The organism is Hungatella hathewayi WAL-18680 (genome assembly GCF_000235505.1).
In the GTDB taxonomy this organism is placed as follows: Bacteria; Bacillota; Clostridia; order Lachnospirales; family Lachnospiraceae; genus Hungatella_A; species Hungatella_A hathewayi_A.
The window spans coordinates 3,382,925-3,400,184 of record NZ_JH379027.1 but is presented as its reverse complement, the minus strand read 5'-3'; the positions used below and the strand labels follow the sequence as shown (position 1 = coordinate 3,400,184).

Genomic DNA, 17,260 nt, shown 5'->3' with positions numbered 1-17,260 from the left:
AGAGTAGCGATGCAGACAATCAGAATTGAGAGAACCACCTGCCCGAAGGAAAAGCCGGGAAAGGATAACCCGTTGGTATTTGGAACCATCTTTACGGACCATATGTTTGAGGTGGATTATGAAGAGGGAAAGGGATGGCTGGACCCGAGAGTCGTGCCATACCACATGCTGGAACTGGACCCGTCGGCCATGGTATTTCATTATGGCCAGGAGATGTTTGAGGGGCTGAAGGCATATAAAGCGGAGGATGGAAGGGTTCTGTTATTCCGTCCGGACAAGAATATTGAGAGAGCGAACAGGAGCAACGACAGGCTGTGTATTCCGAGAATTCCGGAGGACTTGTTTATGGAAGCCATCAAGACGGTGGTGAAGGTGGATGAGGACTGGATTCCTACGAAGGAGGGGACTTCCCTCTATATCAGACCCTTTGTGATTGCCACGGACCCGTATCTGGGGGTACGGCCGTCGAATCGGTATAAATTTATGATTATTCTGTCTCCGGTGGGGGCTTACTATGAGAGCGGCATTAATCCGGTGAAAATCTGGATTGAGGATGAGTATGTCCGCGCGGTGAAGGGCGGTATCGGCGAGGCGAAGACGGGCGGCAACTATGTGGCGTCCATGGCTTCCCAGGTGAAGGCGCATGAGGAGGGATATTCCCAGGTGCTGTGGCTGGACGGCGTTCATCGGAAGTATATTGAGGAAGTGGGCGCCATGAACATTTTCTTCAAGATCAATGGCACGGTGGTGACACCGAAGCTGAACGGAAGTATTCTGCCGGGCGTGACCAGGGATTCCGTGATTGCGCTCTGCAAGGAGTGGGGAATTCCGGTGGAGGAGAGACAGATTTCCGTGGATGAAGTGGTTGCGGCTGCGGAGTCCGGGGAGATGGAGGAGTGCTTTGGTACCGGTACGGCTGCGGTGGTATCTCCGGTTGGCGAGCTTCGCTACGAGGAAGAGAAGATGGAGATTGGCGGCGGCAAGATTGGTGAGGTGACACAGCGCATCTATGATACCATCACCGGGATTCAGTTAGGCAGAATCGAAGGTCCTGCTGGCTGGAGCGTGGAAGTGAAGTAGGAAAATAATTTAACATTTAAATGATGCAGGGGGCTTATGAAAGAATATGCCCCCTGTTTTTCGGGAGCGCCTGCGGGGTGCCCGGATGGGATGTGGGAGAGAGGGAGTATGGCAGCAGTACTGGCGAAGGCGATGGCATTTGTCTGCATTATCGCTATGGGTTATGGATTGAAGAAGATAGGATTTTTTCATGCCAATGATTTCTATCTGATATCGAAGATTGTGGTGCGGATTACGCTGCCGGCGGCGATTGTTTCGAATTTCAGCAGGATTTCCATGGATATGTCGCTGCTGGTGTTCTGTGTGATTGGTCTTGTCTGTAATATTGTGATGGTGGCGCTGGGGTACCTGATGAATGTGAGAAACAGCCGGGAAGCCAAGGCGTTTGATATGTTGAATCTTTCGGGGTATAATATTGGCAATTTTACGATGCCGTTTGTGCAGAGCTTTCTGGGGCCGGTGGGATTTGCGGCCACCAGTCTGTTTGACGCGGGGAATGCGGTGATGTGCACCGGGGTGACCAAGAGTGTGGCCAGCATGGTGCTGGGCGGGGATGAGAAGGTTTCCATTAAGAAAATGTTGAAGAATCTGTTTTCTTCCGTGCCTTTTGATGCCTATATTGTGATGACGGCGCTGGCAATTCTGGGACTGAAGCTGCCCCAGGTGCTGTTGATTTTCGCCGATACGGCCGGCGGGGCCAACGCGTTTCTGGCGCTGCTGATGATTGGGATTGGGTTTGAGATTCATGCGGATAAGGAGAAAACGGCGAAGATTGTCAGGATATTGGTGGTCCGCTATGGGACGGCGCTGTTGTTTGCGCTGGGGTTCTATTTCCTGAGCCCGTTCAGCCAGGAATTGAGACAGACGCTTGCCATCGTAGTATTCGGCCCGGTCTCCTCCGTGTCTCCGGCGTTTACCGGGGAGCTGAAGGGGGATGTGGAGCTGGCGAGCGCGGTGAATTCGCTGTCGATCTTGTGCAGTATTGTGGCGATTACGGTGGCGTTGATTGTGTTGTTGTGATGGTGTAATTTTGTGTTTTGGGAAAATGATGGAGTAAAGGGATATTGGATAGTGGATAGGGCGGCCTTGGGGAGATGGGGCCGCCCTTTTTGGCGCCTTTTGTCGTATATTTTTGTTGACAGGCTAATGGGGGAATAGGTATAATAGAAGCAGATTTCTTATAGGAGAAATTCTTTCTCCGGTAAATCTATGTTATCTTTGCAGGTTCTGCAAATATATCAGCAATTGTTTTAGGGTGTTTTATTGACTTTATATCAAAAAAGGAATATTATAGGGAGGAAGGATATGTTTGAGGTGGAGTATTATGAAACTGCGGATGGCAGGATTCCGGTGAAGGAGTTTTTAGATTCATTGCCAAAGAAATTGAGAGATAAGGCGATGTATTCTTTGAAATTGCTTTATGAATATGGGAATACCTTGAGAGAGCCATATTCTAAGTATCTTGGAGAAGGTATTTTTGAACTGCGGGTAAAATTTTCATCGGATATTATAAGGTTATTCTATTTCTTTTATGCGGACAAAAACGTGGTGGTTACAAATGGCTTTATCAAGAAGACCATGAAGCTGCCTGGGGGCGAGAAGAGAAGGGCTATTCAGTATAAACGTGATTATTTGAAAAGGAGGGCTTACCATGTTTGATTTGGACCAATATTTGGAAGAACAGTTGAAGGACCCGGAGTTTAAAAAGATTCACGAGGAGAATCAGGAGGAGTACGAGGCCATACGGGCGGAAATCGCGGCCCGGTGTTCTCAGAACGTGACCCAGGAGGAGCTTGCCAGGCGGACGGGGATTCGGCAGTCGAATATCAGCCGGATTGAGAGCGGCGCGTGCAGCCCCAGGATTTCGACTTTGCAGAAAATCGCGGACGCACTGGGAATGAAACTCTGTATTGAGTTTCGTAAAAAGAGTTCTTGACAAACCAAATACCGGTGCTATAATTTTACAGAGATAGACAAATGCGTTGACGAGACCAGTAGCTTATGCGGAAGGTTCAGAGAGAGGTGCGGGTGGTGAGAGCATCTTACGGGAAGGATAAGTGAAGACCAGCTCCGAGCGGGTCCTTAATCGGACACGGTGATTCCGTTATCATCAGAATGAAGTGGTTTGAATGGGTGATGATCCGTTCAGGCAATCAGGGTGGAACCGCGATGTTGTATAGTCGTCCCTTCTTGCATGTCATGATGCAAGGAGGGTATTTTTTTTGTCTCTAAATAATAGAAAAGGAGAAATGAACATGAAAATTACGTTAAAAGATGGAAGTGTGAAGGAATACGCCGGCGCTATGTCGGTGATTGAGATTGCCGCAGACATCAGCGAAGGTCTTGCCAGAATGGCATGCGCCGGGGAGATTGATGGACAGGTGGTGGATTTGCGCACGGTTGTGGACAGGGACTGTGAGCTGAGCATTCTCACGGCCAATGACAAGGCAGGTCTGGCGGCTTACCGCCACACTACCAGCCATGTGCTGGCGGAGGCGGTGAAGCGCCTGTATCCGGAGGCGAAGCTGGCGATTGGGCCGTCCATTGACACCGGATTTTATTATGACTTCGACGCGCCGTCATTTTCCAGGGAGGACTTAGACAAGATTGAGGCGGAGATGAAGAAAATCATCAAGGAGGGCGCGAAAATCGAGCGCTTTACCCTGCCGAGAGAAGAGGCCATCCAGTTTATGGAGGAGAAGGGCGAGCCGTACAAGGTGGAGCTGATTCAGGATTTGCCGGAGGACGCGGAGATATCCTTTTACAGACAGGGAGATTTCGTGGATCTGTGCGCGGGGCCGCATCTAATGAGCACGAAACCGATTAAGGCGTTCAAGCTGATTTCCTCCTCAGGAGCTTACTGGAGAGGCAGTGAGAAGAATGCCATGCTGTCCCGTATCTATGGAACGGCATTTACGAAAAAGGATGAGTTAAACGAGTATCTGGAGTATCTGGAGAGCATCAAGAAGCGGGACCATAACCGTCTGGGACGGGAGCTGGAGCTGTTTGCCACCGTGGACGTGATTGGACAGGGACTGCCGCTGCTGATGCCCAAGGGCGCCAAGATTATCCAGACCATGCAGAGATGGATTGAGGACGAGGAGGAGAAACGGGGCTACATGCGCACCAAGACTCCACTGATGGCGAAGAAGGATTTGTATGTGATTTCCGACCACTGGGAGCATTACAAAGAGGGAATGTTTGTGCTGGGGGATGAGGAGAAGGACGACGAGGTCTTTGCGCTCCGTCCCATGACCTGCCCATTCCAGTATTATGTATACAAGCAGAGCCAGAAATCCTACCGCGATCTGCCATGCAGATACGGGGAGACCTCCACGCTGTTTCGCAATGAGGATTCCGGCGAGATGCACGGACTGACCCGCGTGCGGCAGTTTACGATTTCCGAGGGCCATCTGGTGGTGAGACCGGACCAGCTGGAGGAGGAGTTTAGAGGCTGTGTGGATTTGGCGAAATACTGTCTGACCACGCTTGGCCTGGAGGGCGATGTGACGTACCGGATGTCCAAGTGGGATCCGAACAATGCGGAGCATTATCTGGGAACGGCCGAGATGTGGGACGAGGTTCAGGATATGATGCGGAGAATGCTGGACCATATCGGCATCCAGTACACCGAGGAAGAGGGCGAGGCCGCGTTCTACGGACCGAAGCTGGATATCCAGGCGAAGAATATTTACGGAAAAGAAGATACGATGATTACCATTCAGTTGGATATGTTCCTGGCGGAGCGGTTTGACATGTCCTATGTGGATAAGGATGGGACGAAGAAACGTCCTTATATCATTCACAGAACGTCTATGGGATGCTATGAGAGAACGCTGGCCTGGATGATTGAGAAGTACGAGGGCGCGTTCCCAACCTGGCTGTGCCCGGAGCAGGTGCGGGTGCTGCCGATTTCGGAGAAGTATCATGAGTATGCCGAGAAGGTGGAGAAAGAGCTTAAGAACAACGGCATCCTGACCACGGTGGATGAGCGCTCGGAGAAGATTGGCTATAAGATTCGGGAGGCCAGACTTCAGAAGATTCCTTATATGCTGGTTGTGGGGCAGAAGGAAGAGGAGGACGGCGTGGTGTCCGTGAGAAGCCGGTTCAACGGAGACGAAGGCCAGAAGCCGTTAGAGCAGTTTATCGATGATATCTGCAAGGAGATTCGGACGAAGGAGATTAAGAAGGTTGTAGTAACCGATTAGTGGAAATGCAGTTGGAAGCCGCGCAGCAAGGCCGATAACGGAATGACAGTCCAAAGCATTAGGAATGAAATGAAAAAGAGCCGTCGCCGCAGCGAAAATGGAAACGCTGTGGCGGCGGCTCATCTTTTTGCCGGACAGTCTGACAGACAATACCTGGCAGTAATCAGCAGCAATCAGCACTTATAGGAATCAGGAAGCCAGCCTATGGCCTCACGTCCTTACTCAACCGAGCAGAACACCACAATCTGTGACGGTGTTGTCTGGGCCGGGATGCTTCTGGTGGTGGCGCTGTACACCACAAGCAGCAGCTGGTTCCCCAGCGTTCCCAAAAATCTCTGCCCATTCTGAAGCCGGATATCCGTGGAGCCGGAGCGGTTCAGCCGCAGGGTTCCGTCGCTGTTTAATAGATTCCGGTCGAAGAAGTCCAGCATGGCGCTCTGGCCCACCCGGGTCTTCACCAGGGCGACGGCCCGGTACTGAGGCGGATAAATCAGCGGCATGGGAGCCATAGTATCATAGAAGGCGGTGATAATATCCCCCCTCTGAATCGGTTCCTGGTCTAACACGAAGGTATTGGAAGCCAGCACCACGTTGAAGGTCTCGCCGTTGGAGCCGAGAACCGTAAGCATCAGGGTACAGGCGGAAGTGTCGTTGGCGGTAGTCTGCATGGGAGCCACAGAGGTGACCACTCCCTCTACCGGTGAAAATTGACTCATCTTAAAAAATCCTCCTTAAATTTAATCTTTATGATATACTCTATGTAGAAAAAGGACAAAAGGAGCGTGTTTCCATGAATATTCTTGTAAGCGCCTGCCTGCTTGGCGTCTTCTGCCGCTATGACGGACAGGAAAAAAGTAACCCGGATGTAGTGAAACTGATGGAGCGCCACACCCTGATACCCGTCTGCCCCGAGCAGGCCGGCGGCATGATGACGCCACGCCTTCCCTCCGAGCGCCGTGGAACCCAGGTGGTAAACCGGGAAAATGAAGACGTCACCGCATACTACGAAAAAGGAGCGGAACAGGCCCTGAAACTGGCCAGACTCTATCACTGCGAATATGCCATACTAAAGGAGAGAAGCCCGTCCTGCGGCAAAGGACATATCTATGACGGGACATTTACCGGCACCCTGGTTCCCGGCGACGGCGTCACCGCCGCGTTATTGACAGAGCATGGAATCAAGGTTATCGGTGAGAGCCGGATTTCCCAGGTATTTGGGAATGATAAAGGAGGTAACAGCGATGAATTGGAAGAAAAATAAAATGCAGCTGGCAGTATGGGCCTTGTCCCTCCTGCCTTTGATTATGGCGGCAGTGTGCTATTCCGGCCTGCCGGACAGAATTCCTACCAACTGGGGTGTCGATGGCAGGGTGACTTACGGCGATAAATCGACTATCTGGATGATAGCGGGGCTGGCGGTTATCCTGGGATTGGTATTCTATGGTCTGCCGTTTATAGACCCGAAAAAGGAGAATTACAAAAAATTCCGCGCGCCCTATCTGTATTTTCAGATAGCCACACAGCTGGTGATGGTAGTGGCGACAGGGATTATTCTTCTGGAGAGTTTCCGGCCGGGAAGTGTGGACGTGTCGACGATTGTGGCGGCTATGTGCGGAATGCTGTTTATGGTGACGGGCTGGGTAATGCCGAAGTTCCAGCAGAACTTTTTCTGCGGGTTTAAGACGCCATGGACCTTGACCAATGAAGTGGTGTGGAACAAAACCCACCGTCTCGGCGGCCGTCTGATGTTTGCGGCAGGACTGATTGGATTTCTGGGAGCATTTCTACCCAGCAACAGGTGGAAGATGGTTTTGCTGCTGGCCCCGATTGCCGTGGCCGTTATCGTTCCCTGTGTCATGAGCTATATCTGGTTTGTGAGACTTGGCGGAGGAGTAGAGAAGTAAGGCAGACAGAACCGGCATAAAGACAGGCGATATCCGGCGGATAGATAAAAAATCCGCCGGATATTTTTAGGAACAGGAATGTCCGGCCGCCAGATGCTCATATATTAGAGAAAAAAGAGCAGGATTTTCCTATGCAGATTTATGTTGTACAGACAGGGGACACCGTGGATACCATTGCAGAGCGGCAGAATGTCCTGGTGGACACCATTATTTATAACAATCAGTTAATACCTCCGTACAGGCTTGCCGTTGGGCAGGCTTTATTGTTATCTTCGGAGGGAGCCGGTACGCCGGAGGGGATTGGCGAGGCGGCTGTGGAGGATGCGGGGGGACCATCAACAGGAATTGGAGAGGGCGTCACAGAAGGTGTTGTTGCACCCGAGGGAATCAGTGTGGATTCTACAAAGGAGGCCGGTGCACACGAAGGGATTGGTGAGGCCGCCACAGAAGAGGGCGAAGCCCCTGCGGAACCCAACAGGGGCACCCTTCAGCCAGACACCCGCCCCACAATTCATGTCAACGGCTACGCCTACCCATTCATCTCCCGATGGGTCCTGGAGCAGACGCTGCCCTACCTGTCGGAACTCTCCATCTTCTCCTACGGCTTCACCCCGGAGGGAAATCTGGTTCCGCCGCCGCTGGAAGAAGGCTGGATGATAGAAGCCGCCAGAAATGCAGGCGCCGTGGCAACCCTCACCTTAACCCCGCTGGGGGAGGACGGACATTTCAATAACAACCTGATTCACATTCTGGTCACCGATTTATCCGCCCAGCAGAACCTGACCCGCCAGCTTTTGATGACAATGCTGGAGAAAGGTTACGGCGCGCTGAATCTTGACTTTGAGTACATCATGGCCCAGGACCGGCTGGGCTACGCCCGCTTCGTCGGAAACATTACCCAGATGATGAACTTATTCGGTATTCAGGTCTCCGTGGCCCTGGCCCCCAAAACCTCCGATGAGCAGGAGGGCGTGCTCTACGAGGGCATGGACTATGCCCTGCTGGGCGCGGCAGCCAACTCCGTGCTTTTGATGACCTACGAATGGGGGTACGCCTACGGCCCGCCCATGGCCATCGCCCCCGCCAATTTGGTGCGCCAGGTGGTTGAGTATGCCGTCACCAGAATCCCAAGAGAAAAAATCAGCTTGGGAATCCCCAACTACGCCTACGACTGGCCCCTCCCCTTCCAGAGCGGCATCACAAGAGCCAGAACCATCGGCAACGTGGAGGCCGTCCAGCTGGCCATCCTACACGGAGCGGAAATCCAGTTCGACGAGACCGCCCAGTCCCCCTATTTCCGCTACTGGCAGTTCGGTGTCCAGCACGAGGTCTGGTTTGAGGACGTCAGAAGCTATCAGGCGGCCTTTAACATTATCAAAGAATTCAACCTTCGCGGCGCCGGCTACTGGCAGATCATGCAGCTGTTCCGGGCTAACTGGCTGCTGCTGGCGGATACGTTTGAGGTGGAAAAAAGGCGAAATGACAGTTGAGTTTTTTCACCTGACTGCTATAATAATGGATAAGACCCCCGGCCCGGCAATGAGGAGCGGCCGGGGATTTATACTTGCCGGGACATGTATCCGGCAGGCGGACTCACTATATTAAACTCAGGGAGGTAAGATACAATGAACGCTAATGTAACCAGAGAGCAGGCCCTTGACCTGTTAAGAGAGTATAACAAGGAGCCGTTTCACATCCTTCACGCATTGACCGTCGAGGGCACCATGCGGTGGTATGCGAAGGAACTTGGCTATGGTGATGACGAGGACTTCTGGGGAATCGCCGGTCTGCTTCATGATATTGATTTCGAGCTGTATCCGGAGGAGCACTGTGCCAAGGCGCCGGAGCTTTTGAAACCGGCGGGAGCCAGCGACGAGCTGATTCACGCTGTCTGCTGCCACGGCTACGGCATCTGCTCCGACGTGGAGCCGGTGCATGAGATGGAGAAGGTGCTGTTCGCCTCCGACGAACTGACCGGTCTCATTGGCGCGGCGGCCAGAATGCGCCCGTCCAAGAGCGTGATGGACATGGAGGTGTCCAGCCTGAAGAAGAAATTCAAGGACAAACGCTTTGCAGCCGGATGCTCCCGCGATGTGATTGTGGACGGGGCGGAGAAGCTGGGCTGGACCCTGGAGGAGCTGATGGAGAAGACCATCCTCGCCATGCGCTCCTGTGAAGAGCGGATTCAGGACGAGATGGACAACCTGTAAAGGAAATGCAGCAGCAAACGCAGGAGCCATGTGAGAGTGATACGGAAACCTGACAAACACATGGATAACACATCTGTATTTACTACGCGGACAAATGTACTCCATGGGACGTAAAAACTGCTTGACACAGAACAAAAAAAGTGAGGTATTATCTTCGGTAAACGGCCTGCCGGGTGCATTTTCAACAGAACGGTCTGCTGTTTAAAATAGGGAAAGAGATATGAGGAGAGAGACCATGAAAAAAGTTGTGAAATTCGGCGGCAGTTCACTTGCCAGCGCAAAACAGTTTAAGAAGGTTGGGGATATCATCCGCTCCGACAAAAGCAGACGATATGTCATCCCATCCGCTCCTGGCAAGCGCAACGACAAGGATGAGAAAGTAACGGACATGCTCTATCAGTGCTATGAAGCGGCTTCCACAGGCGGCGCTTACAAGAAGATTCTGGAGAAGATTAAGAGCCGTTACGAGGAGATTATCGACGGACTGGAACTGAATTTGAACCTGACTCATGAGTTTGAAACGATAGAAGAGAACTTTGTCAACAAAGCCGGAAGAGACTACGCGGCCTCCCGTGGGGAATATTTAAACGGCCTGGTGATGGCGGAATACTTAGGCTTCGAGTTTGTGGATGCGGCGGATGTGGTGTTCTTTCATGAGGATGGCAGCTTTGATGCGGAGACCACCAACCGGGAGCTGGGCGAGAGACTGGAATCGGTGGAGCGCGCGGTGATTCCCGGATTTTACGGGGCCACGGCGGATGGCACGGTGAAGACATTTTCCAGAGGCGGCTCCGATGTGACCGGCTCCCTGGTGGCCAAGGCCATCCATGCGGATATGTACGAGAACTGGACCGACGTGTCAGGATTTCTGGTAGCGGACCCAAGGATTATCAAGAACCCGGAAGTGATTGAGACCATTACATACAGGGAGCTTCGGGAGCTGGCCTACATGGGCGCCAGCGTGCTCCATGAGGACGCCATTTTCCCGGTGCGAAAGGAAGGCATTCCCATCAACATCCGCAACACCAACAAGCCGGAAGACAAGGGAACCCTGATTGTGGAGAGTACCTGCCGCAAGCCGCGGTACACGATTACCGGAATCGCCGGCAAGAAGGGGTTCTGCTCCATCAACATTGAGAAGGCTATGATGAACGCCGAGGTGGGATTTGGCCGGAAGGTGCTGGAGGTCTTTGAAAAGTACGGCATTTCCTTCGAGCATATTCCATCCGGGATTGACACGATGACGGTCTTCGTCCATCAGTCGGAGTTTGAGGAGTATGAGCAGTCCGTGATTGCCGGCATCCATCGTCTGGTGGAGCCGGACTTTGTGGAACTGGAATCCGATTTGGCGTTGATTGCCGTGGTGGGACGCGGTATGAAGGCCACGAGAGGAACAGCGGGACGCATTTTCTCCGCCCTTGCTCATGCCCGCATCAATGTGAAAATGATTGACCAGGGCTCCAGCGAGCTGAACATCATCATCGGCGTGAAGAACTCCGATTTTGAGCAGGCCATCAAGGCGATTTACGATATTTTTATCACGGCAGAATTATAGGAAGATATAAAAAATGCTCCAGGTACGCAGTGGTACCGGGAGCATTTTCACTTGATCATCATTATTTGTCATCATTGTCGAAGGCATAGTCTTCACTGTCCAGGAAATACCGGTCGCCGTTGTCGTTGCCACAGTGAATGCCGCCCTTGATGGGAGCCAGCAGAAATCCCTTGATAACGCCGATGGAAATGCAGCACAGGATAATCATCACTTTCTCAGCCGGACTCCAGTCTCTCATGAAAAATTCTTTTATTTTTGCGCACATAGTATCACCTCTCTGTATGTTGCATACAATTTGTTCCTGACTCCATCATACCACAGAGAAATGTGATTGAAAAGCAGAAAACAGTATCGGAATGGCTGGAAATGGATTATAATTCAATTATAAGACTTGGAATAGACGTGGAACCTGGAAGAGATGGCTAAAAATGTGGAAACAGGGGGATTCTAAGAAAAAGGAGGTTATTGAGATTATGCTGGAAAAAATTGATTTGTCAAAAAGTGTGGACAAGGAGACTTACAAGCGGGTGATGGAGGAGGAAGGCGAGCGGCTGGGCCAGCTCCAGAGGGACTGCAAGGCGGCGGGAATTCCCGTCATTATCGTGTTTGAGGGCATGGGCGCTGCCGGAAAGGGCATTCAGATTAACCGTCTGATTCAGTCGCTGGACCCCAGAGGGTTCTACGTGTACGCCAGTAACGAGTCCAACGAGGAGGAGCGGATGCGTCCCTTCCTGTGGAGATACTGGACGAAAACGCCGGAGAAGGGCCGTATTGCCATTTTTGACCGCAGCTGGTACCGACGGGTACAGGTGGACCGTTTCGACGGCGAGACGGCGGATACGGAGCTCACAGACGCCTTCCAGGATATCCTGTCCTTTGAAAAACAGCTGAGCGACGACGGGACCGTGATTATCAAGCTGTTCTTACACATTTCCAAGGAGGAACAGAAGAAGCGGTTCAAGAAGCTGGAGGATTCCAGGGAGACCGCCTGGCGGGTGACGAAGCGGGACTGGAAACGGAACAAGGAGTACGAGCGGTATTTAAAGATTAACGAGGAAATGCTGGAGAACACCGACACGGAGTACGCGCCATGGACCATCATCGAGGCCATGGACAAGGATTACGCAGCCATGAAGATTCTGTCGGCCGTGTCATCGAGACTGGCCTATGAGCTGGAGAAGAAGCGCATGAAGGAGGCCGCGCCGCAGGAGGCGGAGACTCCCATCCCATCAGACCGGTTCTCCAACGGAGTGCTGTCCGGCGTGGATTTGACCAAGGACATGGATAAGGATACTTACAAGAAGCGGATTGACGAACTTCAGAAGAAGCTGGAGCACCTTCACGGGGAACTGTTCCGTCTGCGGATTCCGGTGGTTCTGTGCTTTGAGGGCTGGGACGCCGGTGGAAAGGGAGGGGCGATCAGACGTCTCACCAGCCATCTGGACCCCAGAGGCTACCGGGTGAATCCCACCGCTTCCCCCAACGATGTGGAGAAGGTCCATCATTACCTGTGGCGGTTCTGGAACAATGTGCCCAAGGCCGGCCACATCGCCATTTTCGACCGCACCTGGTACGGGCGGGTGATGGTGGAGCGGATTGAGGGCTTCTGCACCGAGGCGGAGTGGAAGCGGGCCTACCAGGAGATCAATGAGATGGAATCCCACATGGCCAACTTCGGGACGGTGATTTTGAAATTCTGGCTGCACATCGACAAGGACGAACAGGAGCGGCGGTTTAAGGAGCGGATGGAGAATCCGGCCAAGCAGTGGAAAATCACGGACGAGGACTGGCGCAACCGGGAGAAATGGGACGAGTACGAGGAGGCGGTCAACGAGATGCTGGTGCGCACCTCCACCACCTACGCACCCTGGATTGTGGTGGAAGGCAACAGCAAATACTACGCCAGAGTGAAGATTTTAGAGACCGTTGTGGACGCCCTGGAGGCGAAAATCAAGGAGGCCACACGAAAAAATTAATGGGAATGTAAGATGGATTTCCTTGTGTTTTGAAGGATTTTCGTGTATCTTAGTAACAGAATCTTTGGAAAAAGGGGCTTTTTCGATCATATATGAGTAAAGTACTGATTATTGGCGGCGGCGCGGCAGGCATGATGGCGGCTGCGTCGGCCGCCAGTGTGGGTCATGAGGTCCACATTTATGAGAAAAATGAGAAACTGGGTAAGAAGGTCTATATCACGGGAAAAGGGCGGTGCAATGTGACCAACGCCTGCGATATGGACACCCTGTTTCAGAATATCGTCACCAACCCCAAATTCCTGTACAGCAGTCTGTACGGGTTTAACAACCGGGACGTGATGGACTTGCTGGAGGAATGCGGATGCCCGCTTAAGACCGAGCGGGGAATGCGGGTATTTCCGGTGTCGGACAAGTCCTCGGATGTGATAAAAGCGTTGACCAAAAGGCTGGAGGAGCTGGGCGTGACGGTGCATTACCGCCAGCCGGTGCAGGATTTACTGCTGGAAGGCGGCCGGTGCGTGGGCCTTATGCTGGAGAAGAACCGGGAGAAGGTGCGCGGGGACGCGGTGATTGTGGCGACCGGCGGACTGTCCTACCAGGCTACCGGCTCCACCGGGGACGGCTACCGGTTTGCGAAAAAGGCGGGCCACCAGGTGACGGAGTTATCCCCGGCCCTGGTTCCCTTTGAGGTAAAGGAGCCGGTGGTGAAGAGTCTTCAGGGGCTGGCGCTCAAGAATATCGAGGCGGTGATTCTGGACGGGGAGAAGGAGCTTTACCGGGAATTCGGTGAGATGCTGTTCACCCATTTCGGAGTCAGCGGGCCTGTGTTACTCAGCGCCAGCAGTTATGTGGCGAAGGCGCTTCGAGAGAGGACGCTGACATTGTCCATCGATTTGAAGCCGGCGCTGACGAGAGAGCAGCTGGACGCCAGATTGCTGCGGGAGTTCGAGGAGGTGTCCAACAAGCAGTTCAAGAATGCGCTGGTCCATGTCTATCCGGCCAAGCTGCTGCCGGTGATGGTGGAGCGCAGCGGCATTTCCCCGGAGAAAAAGGTCAATGAGATTACCAGGGAAGAGCGGCAGAGGATTGTGGAGGCCACGAAGAATTTCCGGCTGACCATTACCGGGCTTCGGGATTACAAGGAGGCCATCATCACCCAGGGCGGCGTGTCGGTGAAGGAGGTCAATCCCTCCACCATGGAGTCGAAGCGGGTGGCAGGACTTTATTTTGCCGGGGAGGTGCTGGATTTGGACGCCGTGACCGGCGGGTTTAATTTACAGATTGCGTGGTCCACAGGGTATGCGGCGGGGGCGCATATTGAATATGTGTAAGCGCATAATGCCAGCAGGCCGCCATCAAGGGGCCGGGCGTGGCAGAAATAAAAAGGGAAAGAGGATTTTGTATGTCAACCAGTTATAACATTGCCATTGATGGCCCCGCAGGGGCCGGAAAGAGCACGATTGCCAAAAAAGCGGCTGCAAAGCTGGGCTTTATCTATGTGGATACCGGGGCCATGTACCGGGCCATGGCATTATATTTCATCCGCCATGGCATCGCCAAGGAGGACGAGGCGGCTATCGGAGACGCGCTGCGGGATATCGACATTTCCATCCGCTATGAGGACGGAGCGCAGCAGGTTATCCTAAACGGGGAAAATGTCTCCGGCTTAATCCGCACCGAGGAGGTGGGGAATATGGCGTCGGCGTCATCCGCTTACGGGGCGGTCCGGGAAAAGCTGCTGGAGCTGCAGCGGAGTCTGGCCAGAAGCTCCAACGTTATTATGGATGGCCGGGATATCGGCACCTGCGTGCTTCCACAGGCGGACACGAAGATTTATCTGACGGCCAGCAGCCGGGTCAGAGCCATGAGGCGGTACAAAGAATTGCAGGAAAAAGGCCAGATGTGTAATTTGGAAGAAATTGAGCAAGATATAATAGAAAGGGACTATCGTGATATGCACCGGGAGATTGCGCCCCTCAAACAAGCGGAGGACGCGGTTCTGGTGGATACGTCGGACATGGACATTGACGAGGTGGTGGACGCCATCATTTCTGTGGCCGCGGAGCGTGGTCTTGGAAGTTCCCCGTCCCATGAGTCGGCGGAAAAGAGTGGTAAGTCCCCCTCCCTGCGGTCGGCGGAAAAGTGTGGTGAATGAATGGAAGTGATAGTAGCAAAGACCGCCGGTTTCTGCTTTGGCGTCAAGCGGGCGGTGGAGCAGGTCTATGAGCAGATTGACGCGGGAGTGAAGCCCATCTACACCTTCGGTCCCATCATCCACAACGAGGAAGTGGTCAGGGATTTGGAAGAAAAAGGGGTGTCGGTACTCCATACGGAAGAGGAATTGTCAAACCTTCAGGAGGGCACGGTTGTCATCCGCTCCCACGGCGTTGGGAAACATATTTACGAGCTGCTGGAGAGCAGGGGGATTCATGTGGTGGATGCCACCTGTCCTTTCGTAAAAAAGATACACAGAATCGTGGAAAAACAGAACCGGGAGGGCCGCCGTGTCATCATCATCGGGGACGAGAATCACCCGGAAGTGCAGGGAATTAAAGGCTGGGGAGATGACAGGACTTTGGTGGTGAAAACGGAGGAACAGCTGAATGAACTGCCTGTTTCGAAGGACGATAAGCTGTGCATCGTGTCACAAACGACATTTAATTACAATAAATTTCAAGATTTAGTTGAAAAATTTTCTAAAAAGGGTTATGATATACTTGTTTTAAATACGATTTGCAATGCAACACAGGAAAGACAAGTGGAAGCTGGGCGTATTGCTTCACAGGTGGACGCCATGATTGTGATTGGCGGCAAGAACAGTTCCAACACCCAGAAGCTCTACGAGATATGCCATAAGGAATGTAAGAACACGTACTACATCCAGACACTGGGCGATTTAAATCCTGAAAGTGTAAATTCTGTGCGCAGCGTAGGTATTACAGCAGGGGCATCAACCCCCAATTATATTATTGAGGAGGTTCATACTAATGTCAGAGTTAAGTTTTGAACAAATGTTAGAGGAATCATTAAAAACAATACGTACAGGAGAGATTGTCACTGGTAAGGTCATCGATGTGAAAGAAGATGAAATCGTCTTGAATATAGGTTACAAATCAGACGGAATTATCCCACGCAGTGAGTACACCAACGAGAACGGCGTGGATTTGAGAACTCTTGTACAGGTTGGCGACGAGATGGAAGCCAAAGTAGTGAAAGTGAATGACGGCGAGGGTCAGGTAGCTTTATCCTACAAGAGACTGGCTGCCGACAGAGGCAACAAGAGATTAGAGGAAGCATTCAACAACCAGGAAGTGCTGACAGCCAAGGTGGCTCAGGTGCTTGACGGCGGCTTGAGTGTTGTGATTGACGAGGCCAGAATCTTTATTCCGGCAAGTCTGGTATCCGACTCCTATGAGAAAGACCTCTCCAAGTATGCGGGACAGGAGATTCAGTTTGTGATTACGGAATTCAACCCACGCAGAAGAAGAGTGATTGGCGACCGCAAGCAGCTGATGGCGGCCAAGAGAGCCGAGATGCAGAAAGAATTATTTGAGAGAATCCATGTTGGCGATGTTGTGGAAGGCGTGATTAAGAATGTCACAGACTTCGGTGCATTCATCGACCTGGGTGGAGCGGACGGTCTGCTTCATATCTCCGAGATGTCCTGGGGCAGAGTGGAGAATCCGAAGAAGGTATTTAAGTCCGGTGAGACCATCAAGGCTTTAATCAAAGATATCAGCGGCGAGAAGATTGCCCTGAGCTTAAAGTTCCCGGAGGCCAATCCATGGGCTGACGCTGCTACCAAGTACGCAGTGGGCAACGTGGTAGTGGGCAGAGTAGCACGTATGACTGATTTCGGCGCATTCGTTGAGCTGGAGCCAGGCGTAGATGCACTGCTTCACGTATCCCAGATTTCCAGAGAGCATGTGGAGAAACCATCCGACGTGCTGAAAGTAAACCAGGAGATTGAGGCCAAGATTGTAGACTTCAACGAGCAGGATAGAAAGATCAGCCTGAGCATGAAGGCGCTGGAAGCAGCAGCTCCGGAGGCGGATGTGGTTGATGTGGATTATTCGGATGCTCCGGTTGAGGAATAATCGGTAAATAGTAGAATTCGATAACAGCAAAGAGCTGTCGGCGTGATGCCGGCGGCTCTTTTTTGATGCATGAGAAAAATTGGATGTATGCGAAATAATGGATGTGATAAATTTAATATTAAAAAATTTATAATATTGTGTTGACATACAATATTATATGTTGTATAGTATGAGTATATTATATAACATATAATATGTTGGAGAAAACAATATTGTAAAAAGAAAAGTGG

At 52.2% G+C, this 17,260-nt stretch carries 17 protein-coding genes and 1 other annotated feature; of the genes, 15 read left to right on the top strand and 2 right to left on the bottom strand.

Features of this window, described 5'->3' with window-relative positions:
- Nucleotides 1-9 precede the first annotated feature (9 nt).
- The 5 genes from HMPREF9473_RS15560 to thrS all read left to right on the top strand — a co-directional run bounded on the left by HMPREF9473_RS15560 (nucleotide 10) and on the right by thrS (nucleotide 5,288).
- Nucleotides 10-1,080, top strand: a complete 1,071-nt coding sequence (locus tag HMPREF9473_RS15560) for a branched-chain amino acid aminotransferase (protein WP_006781110.1) — start codon at nucleotides 10-12, stop codon at nucleotides 1,078-1,080.
- A gap of 108 nt (nucleotides 1,081-1,188) precedes the next feature.
- Nucleotides 1,189-2,100 carry an AEC family transporter gene (locus HMPREF9473_RS15555; protein ID WP_034859397.1) on the top strand — a complete coding sequence of 304 codons (912 nt, stop codon included), beginning with the start codon at nucleotides 1,189-1,191 and terminating at the stop codon, nucleotides 2,098-2,100.
- A 285-nt stretch (nucleotides 2,101-2,385) separates the two neighbouring features.
- Nucleotides 2,386-2,739, top strand: coding sequence for a type II toxin-antitoxin system RelE/ParE family toxin (locus tag HMPREF9473_RS15550; RefSeq protein ID WP_006781108.1), 354 nt, complete (start codon nucleotides 2,386-2,388; stop codon nucleotides 2,737-2,739).
- Nucleotides 2,732-3,016, top strand: a complete 285-nt coding sequence (locus HMPREF9473_RS15545) for a helix-turn-helix domain-containing protein (RefSeq protein ID WP_006781107.1) — start codon at nucleotides 2,732-2,734, stop codon at nucleotides 3,014-3,016. Before HMPREF9473_RS15550 ends, HMPREF9473_RS15545 begins: the two co-directional genes overlap by 8 nt.
- A gap of 37 nt (nucleotides 3,017-3,053) precedes the next feature.
- Nucleotides 3,054-3,271: a binding site (T-box leader), on the top strand.
- 64 nt (nucleotides 3,272-3,335) lie between these two features.
- Nucleotides 3,336-5,288, top strand: a complete 1,953-nt coding sequence (thrS, locus tag HMPREF9473_RS15540; protein ID WP_006781106.1) for a threonine--tRNA ligase — start codon at nucleotides 3,336-3,338, stop codon at nucleotides 5,286-5,288.
- A 218-nt stretch (nucleotides 5,289-5,506) separates the two neighbouring features.
- On the opposite strand, the gene HMPREF9473_RS15535 is transcribed toward thrS, so the two are convergent.
- Nucleotides 5,507-6,004 (bottom strand): hypothetical protein, encoded by a 498-nt coding sequence (locus HMPREF9473_RS15535; protein ID WP_006781105.1) that lies wholly within the window; start codon nucleotides 6,002-6,004, stop codon nucleotides 5,507-5,509.
- A 74-nt stretch (nucleotides 6,005-6,078) separates the two neighbouring features.
- Between HMPREF9473_RS15535 and HMPREF9473_RS15530 the strand changes: the two genes are divergently transcribed.
- The 5 genes from HMPREF9473_RS15530 to HMPREF9473_RS15510 all read left to right on the top strand — a co-directional run bounded on the left by HMPREF9473_RS15530 (nucleotide 6,079) and on the right by HMPREF9473_RS15510 (nucleotide 10,957).
- Entirely contained in the window at nucleotides 6,079-6,549 is a 471-nt protein-coding gene (locus tag HMPREF9473_RS15530) for a DUF523 domain-containing protein (protein ID WP_006781104.1), read from the top strand.
- Complete coding sequence (locus HMPREF9473_RS15525) at nucleotides 6,530-7,192, top strand: SdpI family protein (protein WP_006781103.1); 663 nt, start codon at nucleotides 6,530-6,532, stop codon at nucleotides 7,190-7,192. The genes HMPREF9473_RS15530 and HMPREF9473_RS15525 overlap by 20 nt, the downstream gene beginning before the upstream one ends.
- Nucleotides 7,193-7,323: 131 nt before the next feature.
- A complete protein-coding gene (locus HMPREF9473_RS15520; RefSeq protein WP_006781102.1) occupies nucleotides 7,324-8,682 on the top strand; it encodes a glycosyl hydrolase family 18 protein in 1,359 nt (452 codons plus the stop codon).
- Between the two features lie 135 nt (nucleotides 8,683-8,817).
- Nucleotides 8,818-9,402 carry a hypothetical protein gene (locus HMPREF9473_RS15515; protein ID WP_006781101.1) on the top strand — a complete coding sequence of 195 codons (585 nt, stop codon included), beginning with the start codon at nucleotides 8,818-8,820 and terminating at the stop codon, nucleotides 9,400-9,402.
- Between the two features lie 235 nt (nucleotides 9,403-9,637).
- Complete coding sequence (locus HMPREF9473_RS15510; protein WP_006781100.1) at nucleotides 9,638-10,957, top strand: aspartate kinase; 1,320 nt, start codon at nucleotides 9,638-9,640, stop codon at nucleotides 10,955-10,957.
- A 61-nt stretch (nucleotides 10,958-11,018) separates the two neighbouring features.
- On the opposite strand, the gene HMPREF9473_RS15505 is transcribed toward HMPREF9473_RS15510, so the two are convergent.
- Complete coding sequence (locus HMPREF9473_RS15505) at nucleotides 11,019-11,195, bottom strand: hypothetical protein (protein ID WP_242830811.1); 177 nt, start codon at nucleotides 11,193-11,195, stop codon at nucleotides 11,019-11,021.
- Between the two features lie 235 nt (nucleotides 11,196-11,430).
- Between HMPREF9473_RS15505 and pap the strand changes: the two genes are divergently transcribed.
- The 5 genes from pap to rpsA all read left to right on the top strand — a co-directional run bounded on the left by pap (nucleotide 11,431) and on the right by rpsA (nucleotide 17,030).
- Nucleotides 11,431-12,933, top strand: a complete 1,503-nt coding sequence (pap, locus tag HMPREF9473_RS15500) for a polyphosphate:AMP phosphotransferase (RefSeq protein ID WP_034859393.1) — start codon at nucleotides 11,431-11,433, stop codon at nucleotides 12,931-12,933.
- Between the two features lie 92 nt (nucleotides 12,934-13,025).
- Nucleotides 13,026-14,264, top strand: a complete 1,239-nt coding sequence (locus HMPREF9473_RS15495; RefSeq protein ID WP_006781097.1) for an NAD(P)/FAD-dependent oxidoreductase — start codon at nucleotides 13,026-13,028, stop codon at nucleotides 14,262-14,264.
- A 71-nt stretch (nucleotides 14,265-14,335) separates the two neighbouring features.
- On the top strand, nucleotides 14,336-15,088 hold the full coding sequence (gene cmk, locus HMPREF9473_RS15490; protein ID WP_006781096.1) for a (d)CMP kinase: 753 nt from the start codon (nucleotides 14,336-14,338) through the stop codon (nucleotides 15,086-15,088).
- Nucleotides 15,089-15,940, top strand: a complete 852-nt coding sequence (gene ispH, locus HMPREF9473_RS15485; protein ID WP_006781095.1) for a 4-hydroxy-3-methylbut-2-enyl diphosphate reductase — start codon at nucleotides 15,089-15,091, stop codon at nucleotides 15,938-15,940.
- The gene (gene rpsA, locus HMPREF9473_RS15480) at nucleotides 15,921-17,030 is read left to right on the top strand and encodes a 30S ribosomal protein S1 (RefSeq protein WP_006781094.1); all 1,110 of its coding nucleotides are present in this window, start codon (nucleotides 15,921-15,923) and stop codon (nucleotides 17,028-17,030) included. Before ispH ends, rpsA begins: the two co-directional genes overlap by 20 nt.
- Nucleotides 17,031-17,260 lie beyond the last annotated feature (230 nt).